This is a genomic window from Taibaiella koreensis (assembly GCF_003545715.1).
GTDB classification, from domain to species: domain Bacteria; phylum Bacteroidota; class Bacteroidia; order Chitinophagales; family Chitinophagaceae; genus Taibaiella; species Taibaiella koreensis.
In genome coordinates, this window is the sequence record NZ_QVNU01000002.1 from 520,530 (window position 1) to 537,055 (window position 16,526).

The window sequence follows — 16,526 nt, forward strand, 5'->3', positions numbered from 1 at the left end:
GCTATTTCTTTTTGGGCCTGTTATTTCTGTTACCCTTCTTCGTTGCAGCGGACTTTCCGGCATCTTTATTTGCTTCCTTTCCCGCTCCTTGTTCTTCTCCCTTTTCTTTTGCCGTTTCGGCCGGCGCATCCTGGGCTGTTTTATCCATCTTTGTCTCTGCCGAAGGCTTATTCGTAACCGACGGGATTAATGTCTTTGCATCTCCCGTTGATATAAGTGTCGGATCCGCGGCTGAAATCCGTGATACCGCTTGCTGTGCCCTCCCTGAGGCGGTTCCATTTCCTGTAGAAGGATCCGTTTTCTGCCCGTCGTGCTGTTTCGCCTGTCCGGCTCCGCGGGGCGGTGCTTTTGGACCCGCCGGCTTTGGTTTACTCTCTGCTTTTAATTTAGCCGCCTCCAATACGCCCTTCTCAGCCTCAGTGCTACTGGTCGTCTCATCATCTTCTACGGTAGTTGCATCGCCCTCTGTAACAGGAGCAGGCTGCTCCCCTTTTTGCTTTTCTACATCGTTATCACCGGCAGGTATATCCTGCTTTGGATGTACAATTGTTTGCGTACCACCTTTCTCTCTCCGGATTTCCTTCCCCGTCCCGGCCTTTATGCTGAGGATATAGCATACCAGTGCCGCCACGATTAGCAGCAAGCCGGCGATGATAAGGGTGTTCCTCTTCCTCTTAATAAAAGAGAGAAACTTCCCGGACGTATCTGCCGGTGAAAGATGATCCTCGGACGCGCGTCGCCTGTTGGGCATCTCAATTGCGCTGGTCTCCACGCCCTGACCGGCCTGGCCGGTTGTCTCATTCTCGGCGTTGATACGGTATTTGATGCTTGCTGCATTTTCGGGTATATAGTTGTCGGTATAGCTGTTCGCCGGAACCATTTCCGTATACTGCTCCACCTTTCCTGTATGATCGGTCGTCGTCCTTACCAGGCGATAGATAACAGGAAAATCATTTAATGATGCTGTCCATTCCAGGCTGATAGCGGCTCCCGGATGACTTCGGGTGTGGTTCAGCTGGCTTATGGGGCGCGGAGGCATGGTAACCAGGAATGTCTGTATGGTCTCGGTATCGTTGACCATCGATTTTACCTGGTATATATAGCTTTTCCCCTCTTCGACTTTTGTGTCGGTAAATTCCCTTTCCGAGCGGCCTTTTATCTGGAAGCTGTCGCAAAGGGCATCTTGTATATCGACCGCCGATTTAGATATGATAATGGTAGCCGTGAATATATTTTCGTTCCCTATCCGGAACTGTATGTCGCTTGCATTTCCCGATTCGATACGTTCCACTTTGGTGCCGCCGTCCTCAGGTAGCTTTCCCGTCGGGACAGGTTCATATTCCGATAGACGAAGCTTGTTTTCTTCGGAGAACCGGCTCTCAACAATTTTAAGATCGTCGACATGCTCCCGCTCCTTATTATGATTGTTTATGCCGGGACCGACCACAGGATGCTCAGGATATTGTGCTTCACTGATCTTTGGCCTATCCATCGCCGCTTGAGAGACAGCTGGCATCACCACTGGTTCTTTTTCCGCGGCAGGTTCATCAGGGGCAATCATCCCCAGCTGTGTACCGCTTACCTGGTTATAAGCGGTCGCTGTTCCCTGGTCTTCCCGGAGGTCTGTAAAAACAAAGTGTATGGATTTGTTACTGAATCTTTGCAATAATTCGGCATTCCCATTTAAAAGAATACCCGAAGCAAACAGCGACATTTTTTGTTCCGGTTCGAGCGACGCCAAGGTAGCAATCGCGTCCCTGGCAACGACATTGTAATAATCCTGGTACCGCCCCGGTTTGACAAGCTGCCCGTTGCTGGCCGGGAAAGATGCCGCTGTCATTTCAATTCCGATTGTTTTTTGCCCCCCGCGATTAGCCTCCTCCTGAGAGAGCCATACCGATCCGTCGTGACCAATAATAGAAAGTTCCTCATATTGCTTCACAAAAAAAGACCGTAGCTTCCAGGGACTATAGTCAATGGCTTTCAGGTCGGCTTCATCCAATAAAAAGCAATGAAATAGCGGCGCCACCAGCGTTCCTCTCTGATCGGGCAAGGGGGGGAAAAACCGGATATAAAGGGTATATTCTTTAAAGGCCCAAAGGACTTCCGGAAGTACAGAGAACGAGAAAGGAATATGTCCGTACAGCAACGCATCCAGCTTATTAATGATAAATTCCTGTACTGCCTTATAGTCACCGTTCCCGACTTCAGGGCCATGTGCCGGACCGGCGACCATGGTTCCGAATTCAGGAAACCTTGAGCTGAATTTTCCATAAACAAAATGACGGAATTCCATTTATAATGAGGTTTTAAACCAATCCGGAAATTTTTATTAATAAAAAAACGATAATCAGAACGATGATCACGATCAGTAGGATCGCCAATGCACTGTTGGAAGTGGGTATGGCAATAATTTCTGTCTCGGTTGCCGGCATAGGCAAGGTGCCTCCCGATGCATCGAATACCTGGATCTCGTATTGATAGCTGCAGCCTTTCTTGATAATGGTATCTCTATGCTGGCTTCCCTTGAAATTTGTTTTCAGGTCTATGGGCGCGGAAAAGCCTCCCTCTCGGTTTTTCGTCTTCCTGCTGAGTTTATAAAACACCGCATAGAGGTTTTCGGGCTCTTTCCATTTCAGCTCCACATATTCTACCTGATCCTTACCCGGTTTCAGCTCCCAGTCAAGGTTCTCTATACCCATGGGTGGTGTCTTCACCGGATTTGTTTCAACGGGGTCGCTGTAGACCGGCTCATTGTCCAGCGTGGCAAAGCGTATCCTGTATATATATTCCTTACCCAACTCTGCATCGTTATCAAGATAAAAGCCGGAATGGGCATCTTGCTTTTGCGCCTCGGATAATTTTCGCCATTCGGCATTGCCGGTCAGCTTACGTTCTATGGTAAAGCCGATTGAAAAGCCATTCTCATTTTTCCAGCTCAGCTTAATACGATCGTTCAGCAAGGCTGCTTGCAGCAGGGCAGGGGGTATCAGCTTCCTTCGGGGAACGACGACCTTTATTTCGTCTGAAAAAGCGCTGAAGTTATCTGTATTGGCTGCTTCGTGCGCCCTTAATCTGTAGATGTAGTTTTTCCCATGGTCTATATCTTTGTCCACATACCGGGCAATGCTGCCGTTCTGCTCCTTCAGGTTCACCAGGGTCCGAAACTCTTCCCCCGGCTGCTTCCTTTCCAGCAGATTCTTTACTGCGACCCTGTTGGCGTTGCGCCATTCGATCAACACACTACCCTCCGAAAGACCGGCGCTGATTTCGACCGGCGGTAAAATAGGGAGCAAAGGAAGATTGATGGCCACCTCCTCAGAGTATTTGCTGGCATTTTTCTCACTGGAAAAATCAACAAAGTACAGGCGATAGGTATATAGCTTGCCAAACTCCGCATCCTTATCGGTAAATACACTGCCGTTTTTGGCATTGATTACTCTCCCGCTCTCACAAACGTTAAAGCTGCCGTCATTTATCTTTCGCTCTACAACATAGGACATGTCCTTTTCATTCCTGTTTTCGAAAGATAGCTCGGGATAGGCATTGCTATTCGTTACCGTTACACCCGAAGGTGGAAGGATGCGTAGCTCCTGCTTTTTTTTGATGAGCCAGCCGAGATAATCTGAGAAATCATTAAAAACATCCGTGATGCCCGTCCAATGTGACCTTTCGTTGTCCTTCATTGAGGCGGTGCTCGCTATGTAAAAATTGATAACCGGGTGCCGGCGGGAATGAACGATACGCCTGAGCAGGAATTTAAGACGGTTAAGCAAGAGCATGATCGTTTGCCGCAGCAGCGTGTCTTCTTTATTCCGTTTGACATAGGTATCGCCGATAGCGGAGATCAGCCTATTCAAAATGCTCTCATCGCCTGTTTCCAGGAACTGCTTCAGATAAGCAGCCTGCTCTTCGCTATGGATCAGGTTTCTCGGTCCTTTGATCACCGACCCGTACTCATCAAACTTGGTGAATACAACGGCGATCATGGCATGTTTGCTGTGATGAAATAAATAATCGAGACGGCTTTCTATCAGGTCCAGCAGGTTGCCGAAAGTGAACACATCTTCTGCATCCTGATAAAATATGGTCTCCGGGTCCATAACGAGCAACAGCAGATCTGTTTCCAGCAAAAGGCGCTCTAAGGGATAGTTCTGATCCTGAAGCAGCGACAGGGTCCTGTCGTATTTGGGTGGTGACGCCAGCATGATCCCGCCTCTTGTGTCGTTTACGGAGATATCGTATTGCTGGTTGTTGATCGCGATCTGCCCCGTAAGCTCTGTTGTATCCAGGCGGGACGCTGCGGTACGCCGGGAGATGGAGCCAAAGAAATTATTGACCTCGCCTTCACCTTCGGAATTCCGGATAACACTAAGCTGTGTAATGGCAAAATTGCTGTCGTAGCTACCCCCTCCGGAAGGGCTTGTCAGCACTTCCCGCATTCTTTTAAAGATGGTAGATTTGCCGCTGGCCATAATGCCCATAGCCGTAATCTTGATGCGGGCCGAAGTTACCGGCTGATCAATGATGTGATCAATATTGACACTTTTCAAATTAAGCAGCCGGAAGTGCGCGGTGGCATAAATATCCTGCTGCGTATCTGTAGGCGCGATCAGCCGTTTCCCGTTGCGGTAATAGTCTATCGCAAAATTGACAATGCGGTTATCCAGCTTAGATGCACCCTGCTCTCCTATGGTAAGGTATATCTTGAGGGGATCATTATCGCTGCGCATAGAAATATACTTCCTGAGCACATCGTCTTCCACGACGGTATTGAATACAAGATAGAATGCATAAGGCTGAGCAAAGCCATTGTCGTTGTTGCCCGGGTTATCGCACCAGCTATTGTACAACTCGAGGACCTTCTTCAATACTTCTTCGTTAGCATCAATAGCCTTGTTTCCCTGATAAGCCACAAACTCTGTCGTCCATATGACCGGCTTATCTACTGCTTTTGAAAACCGTTGCAGGGAGATGAAAAGTATTGCTTCCAGCCAGGTAATGTCAATGTTTCGCTGCTTTCTTTTTTGAAGCAGATAATCCCTGGCCGCCTGCATAAACAGCCTGTAGTCACTTTCGGCAAGCGGGTCTTTAAACTTTTCCCGCCAATCGTCCATGATTTCAGTGAGTATCCACTGATCAACGGGCCGTAGCAACCGGTCGAAATAAGTGGTAAAAGTTGGCAGGAACGCTTTCGTGCCGATATCTATATTCAGGATATTTTGCATGGCGCCTCTATTTATCTTCAGTGAGGGTTCGGAAATAAATGGAGAAATCTTCTTTTTTCCAGGAGTCGGGACAGGTAAGGCGGAACGTCTCATTTTCCATTACACCCGGATATTCGATCGTATAGCAGGGACATAATGCGTTGAAATTGTCCGGCTCTTCAAAACGGGGCGCAACAAACTCATACAGGTGATCCACTTTCAACAACTCGTTGGGGGCAATATCTATATCGTGCCGGAACCGGAACTTGATCTCGTGCCGGCCGTTGAACCGGTTCTTAAGCTCCAGCAGGCGCTGGCCGCTGATATCGTACTGTGATGGCGGAATAAATGACCAGCGCTTCACCCCGGTGCTTCCAAGTATCTCGCCTATCTTTTCGGGGATTTTTATGGGTGCGATATCGCCGAAAGCATCCGTAAGCAGATCGGCTATCTGCTCTTGCTGCAAATCGGCTATGGCGCCTTCATCCAGCAGATTCTCTATATCATTTCCCGCGCAGAGCCAGGCCAGCTCGTTACTTGCCCGCAACAATTGCGACAAAGGCCAGAAGGGATAATTGTATAAGATATGCCTGATGTAGCTTTCAATATGCGCATCCTGGTTTTTCCGGGAAATCGTTCTCAGGGCTTCCCGTATAGGGTAGGTCCAGTCCTGCCACCAACCCGAGGGGAAATTAAAGGATGCAAGATTATAGATATAAGGCGGTGCAATGATCTCAGGCGCCTCATCGCCCGTCAATTTATAGCGACCTATATAAAGCCTGTCGGGAAACAATTCCGGCTTGCGGGTCTCGGGGTCGTCAACCGGTTCATGAAGCAGCCGGTATTTTTCGTCTGTCCCGCTCTCATTATCTGTGGGATGCCTGTCTACCACATAAATATCCCATATCAATACCCCTCTTGAAGAATATTCCAGCTTCAATGTATCCCTGTTGCTGCCGCTTTTAAAGCTTACGGGTCTGCCCGAAGGGGTAATGCCCGAAACTTCTTTCAGCAGGAAAAAATTGCGTCCCCTTTCCGGGCTTTGTTGCGGCCTCGCCCCCTGGTTATACAAATGGACAACGCCATGATCGCGGTCGATAATATTGGTCCGCGAAAAAGCGTATTCCTCGAGACGGATCAGGTCGGCGGCACAAAGTCTTTTCCCGGGAAAGAATATAGGCTGTTTCATAGTTATAAGATGAAATTAAAATCGAGGGCATTGGGATAGTCCAGGATGGCGGTAAAGGTGCTTTCAACCGATACGGAAGGCGGCAGCAGCAGTCTTTGCCGGAAAATTTGCTGTGTGGTCACCGGTTTATCGTAAGTATACTTTCCATTGCCCTTCACCATCATGGGATCGGATTGCAGCTTTCCCCCCGCAGCAATAAAATCCAGTGCAAAGTGCTGCCATACGATCTCAAGGTCTGCCAATTCCTTCAGGCCACCGGCATCATTATAAGTGGGCAGGTGCGCAAAAGGAAACTTGCATAAATAACGGGTGAGTAACAGCAAAGCCAGGTCGTGATCATGCGCCGTAGATCCTTGCGCCGCGGAAGGGCCTAGAATAAACTGATCGATAAATGCGGCAACATCCGTATTGCTGTATTCGTCTCTAAATTGCCCTATCGTTGTCCAAAAGCCATCCACACCTCTTGCTTTCCTGTTGTTGAACGAACCGGTATCAATACTATCCCAGGATGTGGGAAGTGTATGGCCGGCAGGCTCCAGTGCCGTATTGCTCCCCGGGATCTGAGATTGCAGGTCGTCTCTGACGGCTGTCCTGATCTTCTCTATTGTGCTATCTTCCGGGTCGTCGACCCGCAGTAAAGACAGCCGCCATTCCCGCAGAAAATCCTTGCTGCTCACCGCTGCGCCGGGGTATAGGAAGGCAATAGCCGGCGTACCGCCTGCGTCCATTACTTCCTTTCTCCCGCTCTCCCGGCTATAAGCGCCTAAAGAGAAAAAGGCGCCATCTTTTATATATTCTGTAAACACCGGCTGATCCATCATTTCCAGCAAGCGGACAAAGAGACAGCTCTTATCACATTCATCGGAAGAAAGCACCTGCTTCCAAAACGCTTTACGAAGGGCAGGGAGGGAAACTTCTGTTTTATTATCAAGAGTATACCTGCCCCAATAAGATCTGTCTGCTGTCCCTATGGATGGTGGTAAACAGATGGGCAAACGGGTCCTTCCCTCAAACAGGTTGGTATAAAATTCGTTCAGCTTATCTTCCGGAATAGTAATTTCAATAGCGTTAAAGTATGCTTTATATAGGCCATCTTTAGCGGCCGATTCTTCATCCAGTAAGCGGGTTGTCGATTGCGTATTAGCGCTTACGCTGTTATCTACATCCTTAGCAAAGCGGATCCAGCGGCCTGCTGTTACCGTTTGTCCCTCTTTATCGCCTGCCAGGAAGCATCTGATACGAAACCCGGCATACAGAATGGGTACATTATCAAATCGCTCCAGCAAATGCCGGGGCATCGTAGAAAAGGTATAGACAGAACCGCTTGCCAATATCTTTCTGAAAAAGACAAGGCGGCTTTCATCGGTTGCAAAAGTCAATACCGGAAAATCACCATATACACCGGCCGCTACACTCATATACAATTGCAGGTTCTCGCCCCGTTCCTTAGTGCCCTGCCCCAGGTTGTCCAGGAAGTAGCTATCAGTTGCCGTGAATCCGGCCTCATCGTATATAGCAAACAGTTTATTTTCCATGGGTCTGGGTTTAGGAAATATCCATCTCCGAATTATTCATTTTGGCCGTTACTGCTTTTGTCTTCATCGTTATACTTTCCTCCGCTGTAGTAGTGATCTCTTTCGATTGCATGGCAATGCTATCTTCAGCAGTGGCCTTAATTTCCTTGGTCTGCATAACTATGTTTTTGGAGGCGGTAGTCGTCACATCATTCAGGCTTACCGACAGGCTGGTGAATTCCCATTGTGAAGCATCTTCAAGCTTCCAGAACGGCGCCTTACCCGCTGCGGCTTCAGACCTTACATTAGACAACAGCAGTACCGGTTCCTTCCAGTTGCAGCTTTTATGCACCAGCACCTCCGTATTCATTTCGGGCACGAGGTGAAAGCCTGCGTTACCATGGTGGCCGCTATAGGCCGTCGTTACCCGGACATCAAGCAGGTTGGCGCCATTCTCAAAATCGGCCAGCTCCACTTCCATCCAGCAATCTGTCGCCGAGCGCTTCTTCACCGTACCCATACCCGACCACGCCCCGAACTCCTGCGCCGGTACATCCAGCTCTTCCTGCCTGGCCAGGGTAGTGATCCGTGTCTCCCATCCCAGGTTGCCTACCCGGGCATCCTTAAACGTATCAATGACTTCGTAGACAAAGCGCCCTTTATAAAAGGCAGGTACATTTATGGTGCTCCAGGGCTGCCATTCCTCCCGGGTATAACCGCCCCGGTTGAGTATATATTGGGCATTCTGCGGAACGATACCCGATTTGTAAATGATCGGTAAGGTTCTGTCGCCATAGCCTATACGAATGTCCTCCTTATACGATGACGCAATATGATCGTCCAGCTTCCGGCTTTCGTTATAGCCCAGACTGATGTACTTTCCGGGCTGCGCCCATACCAGGTCAAAACGGAGTGTCTCTGCGCTGCCCGATACCGTAAGCGTATCCTGCAATGCGACCTGGGTATTGTACCAGTTCAGTACTTTCTGCATCATTTCGTAATCGGTATAGCCAAACTGGATGAGGTTCGTTTTTTCATTATCGGGGAATTTCACTTTCTGCAGCGCCGCCTCTATATGATCTTCGATGGCCACAAGCTGAAGAAAATACTTCCGGAACAGTTCCAGCATATTTTTGCCCTTCAGCACTCTCTTCCTGGGTACAAAGGGGCCGGGTTTGTATGCTTCAAATTCATTTCGCCGGCAAGTCAGCAATAACCGTGGTTCCGTTTCATGAAGCACATAGCTACATTGGAAAAGCGCACTTGCTGCGGCTAGCTGCTCTCCCTTCCAGGTAACAGTCATATCTGTACGTTCTTCCCGGAGCTGCTCCGATATGGCCGTTATCCATTCCTGCGTTTCCTGATTGAGCTTTAGTAAGGCGCCAAACTCGACACTGTGCCCAAATCTTCTTTTGTGATAGAAGGAGTGGCCGTCAAACACAAAATCGATACCGGATATTTCTATTTTCAAGTCCATTCTGGATTAGCCTTTAATAGGGAGCAGTGTTTGCTTAAACCATCGATTTGGAATGATCGAGGAAGGTTCCATTTTCAAGAATAAGCACTGCCGTTTCAATACTGGAGGAAAAGCTGTTGTCGATGATGCTGCCACCTGCCGGCGGCGCCACAGCATGCTTCAGGTATTCGAAGGGGCTCAAGGGATCGTACTTGATCTTAAGCAAGTCGGTATAGCTGCTGCTTACCGAAACCTCATCCAGTGGCGGCAGACTGTAGGGCAGGAAGGAGCCATACGTTTCGTCTACGATAATAGCGACGAAATTATCCTTGTCGATGGTCGCCGACAATCCTTTATAGGTAATCGTCTTGGACTGGATACCGCCTGTTGGTATTTCTTCGTCGAGCTTTATTGCCAGGTCCATAAATGAATTGTCCTTGGTCCTTTGGGTACCGAACCGGATATATTCATTACTATTCCTTGTGAATTTTGAGGAAATGGATAACAAGGACTCCGAGGAGCCCTGGCCCTGGATGCTGTACATATAGGTTTGTGCAAACTTGTTCCGGAAACTTTTGCTGTCTTTGCTGCTCTGGTTATTGGTAAGGGTACAGAAGCTTCCATTGTTGGTGATCTCAGGGCTATACCGGAACGTCAGCAGCCTTACTTTCCTGAAGTGGGAAAAATGGATCTGGTAATCTACCAGGTCAATATTATCGAACTTATAGTTCCGGTAGTTATTATCGTCGCTGATGATGAGCGTCCCTCTCTTATTGCCCTCGGTGGCATCGGGAACATCCATATTCAAAGGTGCAAAATCGAATTGGGGTGCGATCACCTGCTCGATATAGACAAAGAAGGAATCCTGGATCCTGTTGTTGACCTGCAGGCAGGCAGAAATTTTATAACCCGTTATATCCTTATAATCCTGGCTATCAAAATTGGCATGTACTGACATAGTTTTGTTTGTTTTATTTTTTTAGGGTGATGCGCATTAATTGCTTACAGGGGCTTGTTTATTAATTTTCAAAGAATTGACCAGGTTGTTGAACCAGCCGATATTGTTGAAGACCTGGAATTTGTCCTTACGCTCGTTGAGGAACAGCTGAACGCTCTGCAGATCGGCGCCGCCGCTGATGTCATTCTCCAGCGACCAGTCGGTAACCTTTTTATATAAAGAGATCTTGTCCAAAACTTTTGATTCAGCATGCTTCGGCTGAAAAATAGCATTGTAGTTAAAGCAGTTGTAGAAAGCCTGCCAGAAGTCCAGGCCCGATATATCCAGCTGCTTATAATCCGCAGCCTTTCCAGAATATCCGGCTGCCGCAGCCAGCAATGCAACTATGTATAAATAAAAGTCGGCTGCGAAAGAGTAATCAAAAGCATCGGGGGCCTCTATCAGGTTCTTGATCGAATTGCTGATGCCAAAAGCCCCATAGCCGATAACCCTGAACCGGTCGGATGACAGAGCATTCACATGCTTCAGATCGATATACTGTGTTTTACCATCGTTCAGCAAATGCGTACACAACAGGTATCCCGAGGCCAGCGTGGTTTCGAAACCCATGTCTGCTTTACTGTTCAGCGGTACAGAAGGGCCTAGTATCAGCACCGGAGAGGCTACATTCCGGCACAATTCACTCAAGCTGATGCCACTATCCACCCATTCTTTTCCGCCGGCTACCGATGTAGAGATACATATAGGCGGCATGATTGCTACATTGCTGCTCCCGGCGCCATTGCCGGCATTGTTGAACCCATTGCCCAGCTCATTGAGAAAATTCATCTTCTGCGAGATGGTATTATCATATCCTTCGTTATTGAAGGAGAGCTCCGTCATATAAGCAATAACAGGGAATTGGGGGTTGGATGAATTGTGCTTTGTAAGGCCCGCGGGATTCAAGATGCTCTTTTCCACATCATCTATATTAGCCTTTACCCAATTCAGGAATTCATACCAGTGGGCATTGATCACGACTACCTCGCAATCGGCCTGGCTCTTCTCCAGAACATCCAGCAGGTATTTAACGCCCTGCAGCTCCGAAACATACTGCTTTACATTGTTCAGACTTTTCTCGGTCTGGTTCTTAAGGCCGGCCTCCAGGGCGGCAAAGCCGCGGCCGTTATGATTAAAATGCTTTTCCGATACATATTTGGTGAGGCTGTGCTCAGAAAAGAATTTTTTCAGGTCCGGCCTTTCCGGGTTGTCGATATATTCGATCATATCCAGCAGCAGGTCGAAAAGATTCGTTCCTGCCTTGTCCAGGTGCAGCTCGTTTTGATGTACCAGCAGCAGCTGCGATAAGGTCATGGCTTCTACTGTATTCTTAAAATTGGTGAGTGCGGTTGGCGCCACGTATTTATCATATATCCTGCTGAGGTTGTAATGATAGATCTTCACATCCTGGTGAATGATCGTCCTTACTTCCTGCAGGGCCAGCGCCTTGCTGCCTGCATCACCGGCATGGGCATATTGCTGTAAGGCCAGGCCCAGGTTCACGTTCCCGCTCTGTGCCAGGCGGGCCAGGGCGCTGTTCTTTAATTCCAGGAATCGTTCCTGTTCCTGAATGTTCGCAGGCAGCTGTGTTTCTTCCGTTTCCTCACCGGAGACCAGCAGGCGCCCGGCTGTTCCCGACGACAGCATTCCGCTACCACCTTGCGCTGCAGCAGATGACTCGGGAAATGCCTCCCTGAGCCGTTTTATTGTCTCTGGCCGTTCCAGCTCCATCACGGCAATGATCTCATCACCCACCGGCTCCTCGATACTTTGACCGAAAGCGGCAGTTGAAGCATTTTCAACAGGCGATAAGAGCGGCACCATTTGTCCTATTCCGTTGCTTGCCGGCAGTAAGGTTCGTTGAAGCACCTGGTTCTCGGCCGTCTGAGCGGTACGGATAATAGAGGCTACCACATTATCATCGACCAGGACTTCCACCATGGCGTTCATTACCCGCGCGAAAGTTTCATCGTAGGATTCGTTCTCTTTGGCATCGAGACTGTCCAGGCTATCAGTATTGGCAACGTCCATAAGGCTGGATTGCTGCAAGAGAATGGCCTCGTAGCTGTTGAATTTCCTTTTCAGCTCATCAAGGGTAAGTCCCGGCTCCTTAAACATCCTGGGGATCAGCACATCTACGAAATAGTTCTCAAGCGCCTGTAACGTAGCCCGCTTCTGATCCGGATGCATCGTCATCACCAACCTTATATTGCTTGTCTTGTCTTCATTCTCCAAAATACGGTTAGCGATATTCTGTAAGAAATCAGACAGCTTCGAAAAGACTTCCTTCACGGCAGCATCTTCGGGATTATTGACATACTCAATAATTTTTGGGAAGTTTTCCCGGAAGTCGGCGATCATTTCTGCTACCGGCTTCCCATTCGATAAATTCCGGGCAGGCTTCGCCAAACCGTCGGTACCGTCCTTGATGGCCTTCTCGATAGCAATATTCTTTCTTGAAGCGGTCACCTCATGTTTTACCGATTCCAGCTGATGAAATGAGTTCGTGGCCCATTGAAGCACCATGCTCAGCAATACTTTGCTCCGGATAATCTGCCGCAACATATTATAGGAATCCCTGGAGGCAACAAAGGCCTTTTGCAGGTCCTGGTTAACGATGGTGGCCAGCGGGCGCAGATCGATGTTCTCAATGCGCTCCCGCGCCAGACCCTTGGGATCGATAAGATAGTTTTTAAAGACAGATACCAGCTTTGAGAAATTAGTCAGGAACATTTCCTTCTTGGGACCGGTCATGGTTGGCTTCCATATCTGCTGGGATTCAAAGTCGACGCTGTCTGCTACGAAAGGATCGGTGCCTTCCCTGTACAGGAAGTCGATAAAGACCGGCAAAAATTTTACGGGCAATACTTCCCCATCGGCGAAGGCCCCCGGTATGCCCCCTTTTCCCCTGTTGCTGTGCAGCAGTTGCGAAAAGGCCCGGATCAATTCATAATTCTTCGACTGGAAGGAGCAGAACTTTTTAAGATTCAGCCTTATTTCTTTGTATATCGTTTCTCCTGCCGTGTTCTCCGGTAGCTTGCTCGAAAGGTTTTCCGTGTTTTGCTTATAGTGCTCATGCTCCGAAGTGCTGATCGCCCTTTGGAAAAAATAATTATAGGGGTCAATCACATAAGAAGCATCGCCTTTGCTCCTGTCTGTGGTCTGTGGCGACAGTTCAAAATAAGGCAGGTGCTGCCCGGTAGCGATTTCCTCGCCGCTCTCATAGCTTTCTGTCAGCGTAGGTTTAATCACATCAATAAAGCTGGCATAGCTCAGGTCCCGGCAGTCTTTATACCGCGGATCCTTTCGCCGGCTTTTCGAAAATAAATAAGCCGAAGTTTCCGCTTCGGATGTATTAAATCTTCCGACGATAAAAGCTCTTTTCTTTATTGCCTCCAGAGAGTCCGGCTTTATTTCATAAAAATTGAGGAATTGTTGAAGATTCATTTCTTGTCGTTTTAATTAATTAGATACTTTATCGGAATAATTACTACTGCGAAATTAGAACCGGGACCTACCGTTTATATGCGTATTGCCACGCCTTTTACATACGTGAAACCACGCGAATTTTTAATGCAAAATCCAGGCGTCAATATGAATGAACACCGCGTCCCTGCCAGCAGGAGATAGTGTTTATATCCTGTTACAATATTCCATAAACGGTGTTAAACGAGGGGATTGCACCTGCCCAAAAAGGAGAATTACCTTCCGAAATCATTGTACCTTTTCTGCTTCCGGCGTGTCTTACTATTTCATGGGAGCAGTCTCTCTTACAGTGGCCACAGCATTCATGAAAGCGCATGCAATGCCGCGCGTGTAATCGTTCAATACAGGTAGTACTTCAACAAGATCAAAACACGAAAGGATGTTAGACAAATTAAGCTGCGAAGAAGCCCTTGCCGATCTCAGACGGGTTTTTAAGGTTATGATGCCCGATGAAGATTCGATCGCCCTCACCCGAGAGCTATGGCAGGAATGGGAAAAATCGGGAGAAAGGCCGCCGGACATCTCTGAAATCGCCAAAGAGCACGCTATTCATGAAAATGGGTTCTTCTATGAATTGGTCAAAGTAGCGGAGCGAATGGATGGGAGCGCGCTGAATATTCATTTTTGCCAGGTCAGCCTCGAAGAATACAGCGCCTGTGCGCTCAGTGCAACAGACGGCTACATCGTACTGGTCGACGATGTGTTCTTCCAGCTACTGTACATTCTCTCCAACATCATGGTATTTGATGCTATGGGTGTGATTGATAAAGGGGAAAGGGAGACCGTGAAGACATTTGTACAGGAAATCATCGATACCAATTATTTCCAAAGGCAACGTTTTGACTTTACCGTTGATAACATACACAATACTATTTTAAAGCGGGACTATGAGCTGGCCGAACTGGCCAACTACCTGTTCCATGCCTTCAAAGCATTTATCCTCGCCCATGAGATCGGGCATCACGTATTGAAGCACACAACAGGCGGGGTAAAAAAGATCCTCTCGGCCAATGGTCATACGGATACCGTAGAAGTGGACAGCCGCAGCATCGCCCGTGAATTCGAGGCCGACAGCTATGGCTACAGACTGTTCAGCGCCTTATGCAACACGGTCGACGACTCGGTATACTATGCCTATTGCAAATATAAATTGATGTTTGCGCCTTTACTGTTGTTCCAATTGTTCGATCGTCTCGACCGGATGCAGGAAAGACGTACACAGGAGCCGGTAGGCTATACACAACACCCTCATCCACTTGAACGCGCGGAAGCGCTAAGCGCCGTTTATCCGGTCGATGCCGGCGACCCGCTTTGTGTGGCCATCAGGGATGCTATGGTGTTTTATATGTCCTGAAGCGCTGAGCTCCGGCTCAAAAACCCGTCAGTGATTTGCCGAAGGCCCATTTGGCGTGCGGAACGGGTGGCGCCGGCGCTGCTGCAACCATGTTATCCAGCGCAACCTTTACGCTTTGCGCAACCAGGTCAAGCTTACGATCTACCGACAACAAGGTATCGAGATGCGCGGGCAGCAAGCGGCCAATCTCGCTGGCAATACTGCATTTCCGGAGAAAGGCATACGGATGGCTCTCGGCAGTAAGGATCGCAACCAGCGACAACAGTTGGCCATCCAGAGTATAAAGCCTCCCGATAAATTCAGGTTCCTGCAAACGGAAGCAGACGTACTGTACCATGTCGGCGATCATAAAAAACATAAGGGCGCCGGTAATGGATGCTGCATAGGTTCCCTCCTTTTGTCCCAATACCGTTACAGCGTTGAAAGCATGAAAGTCTGCTAACAATTCCTCACCGTGCGTAGCATGCAGCCGGCAAAAGGCTTCCGCAGTCATGGTTGGAAGCACATCGGCGATATGGTCTTTACAGCGTTCCCACATGTCGCGGCCGCTGGCCTCAAATACGCTTCCGTCGTTTCCCTGCTGCCACCAGTCCAGGTGATAACGTTCGTGCTCAAAAACGAAAAAGAGAAACCCTAGCGACAGCACATGCCGGATCGCGTGATCTTCATCGTCGTAAGCACTCTTGCTCATCACACCCGGAAGAAAACTATAGCCATCGACAACATATTCCCAAATGGTCCGGGCCAGGTGACCGACCAGGCGGTCGTCTTCGTCCATCGCCGATAGCATTGCCTCATCAGACCGTTCAATATAGGTACTTCCCACTCCTTTATCATAAAGGATCAGGGCCAGCGTATTGGAAAATTGCGTGGCCACATTCAGCAGGCCATCTTCAATCAGAATACCATTATCCGGCGATCCCCGCAGCGCTATGGCATCAAAACGGCCTGTAGGCGCTGTAGCCACAATAAAAGGCAACCTTTGCGCGCCCTGGCCCCACAGCTTCTCATCACAATAGCGAAGGCAATCCAGCAACCAGGAGTAGAGATAGGGATTTTGATACGGCAATCCTTCGATCGTTTGGTCGAACCGGCCGGGCAGGTCAAGTGCTATATAGTCAAGGGAGGGGTCAGCCGCGAGTATATCACTCCGGGACAACAGGTAGTCGGGCGCCGCAGCCATCATATCTGCGATACGCCGGCGCTCGCCGGCATAATATTGCGTTACGTCGTACAAGGTCATATCCATTGCCGCATACGCATTTTCCTGTATCATGCTTATGGCCTCCCGGATGCCGATATGGGCTGTTGCTTCCATAGATC

At 48.8% G+C, this 16,526-nt stretch carries 9 protein-coding genes; 1 reads left to right on the top strand and 8 read right to left on the bottom strand.

Features of this window, described 5'->3' with window-relative positions:
* Position 1 precedes the first annotated feature (1 nt).
* Genes DZK30_RS09340 through DZK30_RS09370 form a run of 7 tightly spaced genes read right to left on the bottom strand, consistent with a single transcriptional unit; the run spans position 2 to position 13,810 of the window.
* A complete protein-coding gene (locus DZK30_RS09340; RefSeq protein WP_118973859.1) occupies positions 2–2,296 on the bottom strand; it encodes a hypothetical protein in 2,295 nt (764 codons plus the stop codon).
* A gap of 13 nt (positions 2,297–2,309) precedes the next feature.
* Entirely contained in the window at positions 2,310–5,228 is a 2,919-nt protein-coding gene (locus DZK30_RS09345) for a fibronectin type III domain-containing protein (RefSeq protein WP_118973860.1), read from the bottom strand.
* Positions 5,229–5,235: 7 nt separating this feature from the next.
* Positions 5,236–6,396: a hypothetical protein gene (locus tag DZK30_RS09350; RefSeq protein WP_118973861.1), complete on the bottom strand. Its 1,161-nt coding sequence runs from the start codon at positions 6,394–6,396 to the stop codon at positions 5,236–5,238.
* A gap of 2 nt (positions 6,397–6,398) precedes the next feature.
* A complete protein-coding gene (locus DZK30_RS09355) occupies positions 6,399–7,931 on the bottom strand; it encodes a hypothetical protein (protein WP_118973862.1) in 1,533 nt (510 codons plus the stop codon).
* Positions 7,932–7,941: 10 nt separating this feature from the next.
* Entirely contained in the window at positions 7,942–9,387 is a 1,446-nt protein-coding gene (locus DZK30_RS09360) for a hypothetical protein (RefSeq protein ID WP_118973863.1), read from the bottom strand.
* Between the two features lie 34 nt (positions 9,388–9,421).
* Positions 9,422–10,324, bottom strand: a complete 903-nt coding sequence (locus tag DZK30_RS09365; protein WP_118973864.1) for a hypothetical protein — start codon at positions 10,322–10,324, stop codon at positions 9,422–9,424.
* 36 nt (positions 10,325–10,360) lie between these two features.
* The gene (locus tag DZK30_RS09370) at positions 10,361–13,810 is read right to left on the bottom strand and encodes a hypothetical protein (protein ID WP_118973865.1); all 3,450 of its coding nucleotides are present in this window, start codon (positions 13,808–13,810) and stop codon (positions 10,361–10,363) included.
* A 418-nt stretch (positions 13,811–14,228) separates the two neighbouring features.
* Here DZK30_RS09370 and DZK30_RS09375 point away from each other — a divergent pair, with 418 nt between their 5' ends.
* Positions 14,229–15,203: a M48 family metalloprotease gene (locus DZK30_RS09375; RefSeq protein ID WP_162902982.1), complete on the top strand. Its 975-nt coding sequence runs from the start codon at positions 14,229–14,231 to the stop codon at positions 15,201–15,203.
* 16 nt (positions 15,204–15,219) lie between these two features.
* Here DZK30_RS09375 and DZK30_RS09380 read toward each other — a convergent pair whose 3' ends face one another.
* Positions 15,220–16,521, bottom strand: coding sequence for a hypothetical protein (locus DZK30_RS09380; protein WP_118973867.1), 1,302 nt, complete (start codon positions 16,519–16,521; stop codon positions 15,220–15,222).
* Positions 16,522–16,526: the final 5 nt, after the last annotated feature.

Excerpts from the sequence above, each read along its gene's own strand:
- DZK30_RS09340 (WP_118973859.1), bottom strand. The coding sequence starts at position 2,296 with ATGGAATTCCGTCATTTTGTTTATGGAAAATTCAGCTCAAGGTTTCCT.
- DZK30_RS09345 (WP_118973860.1), bottom strand. The coding sequence starts at position 5,228 with ATGCAAAATATCCTGAATATAGATATCGGCACGAAAGCGTTCCTGCCA.
- DZK30_RS09350 (WP_118973861.1), bottom strand. The coding sequence starts at position 6,396 with ATGAAACAGCCTATATTCTTTCCCGGGAAAAGACTTTGTGCCGCCGAC.
- DZK30_RS09355 (WP_118973862.1), bottom strand. The coding sequence starts at position 7,931 with ATGGAAAATAAACTGTTTGCTATATACGATGAGGCCGGATTCACGGCA.
- DZK30_RS09360 (WP_118973863.1), bottom strand. The coding sequence starts at position 9,387 with ATGGACTTGAAAATAGAAATATCCGGTATCGATTTTGTGTTTGACGGC.
- DZK30_RS09365 (WP_118973864.1), bottom strand. The coding sequence starts at position 10,324 with ATGTCAGTACATGCCAATTTTGATAGCCAGGATTATAAGGATATAACG.
- DZK30_RS09370 (WP_118973865.1), bottom strand. The coding sequence starts at position 13,810 with ATGAATCTTCAACAATTCCTCAATTTTTATGAAATAAAGCCGGACTCT.
- DZK30_RS09375 (WP_162902982.1), top strand. The coding sequence starts at position 14,229 with ATGTTAGACAAATTAAGCTGCGAAGAAGCCCTTGCCGATCTCAGACGG.
- DZK30_RS09380 (WP_118973867.1), bottom strand. The coding sequence starts at position 16,521 with ATGGAAGCAACAGCCCATATCGGCATCCGGGAGGCCATAAGCATGATA.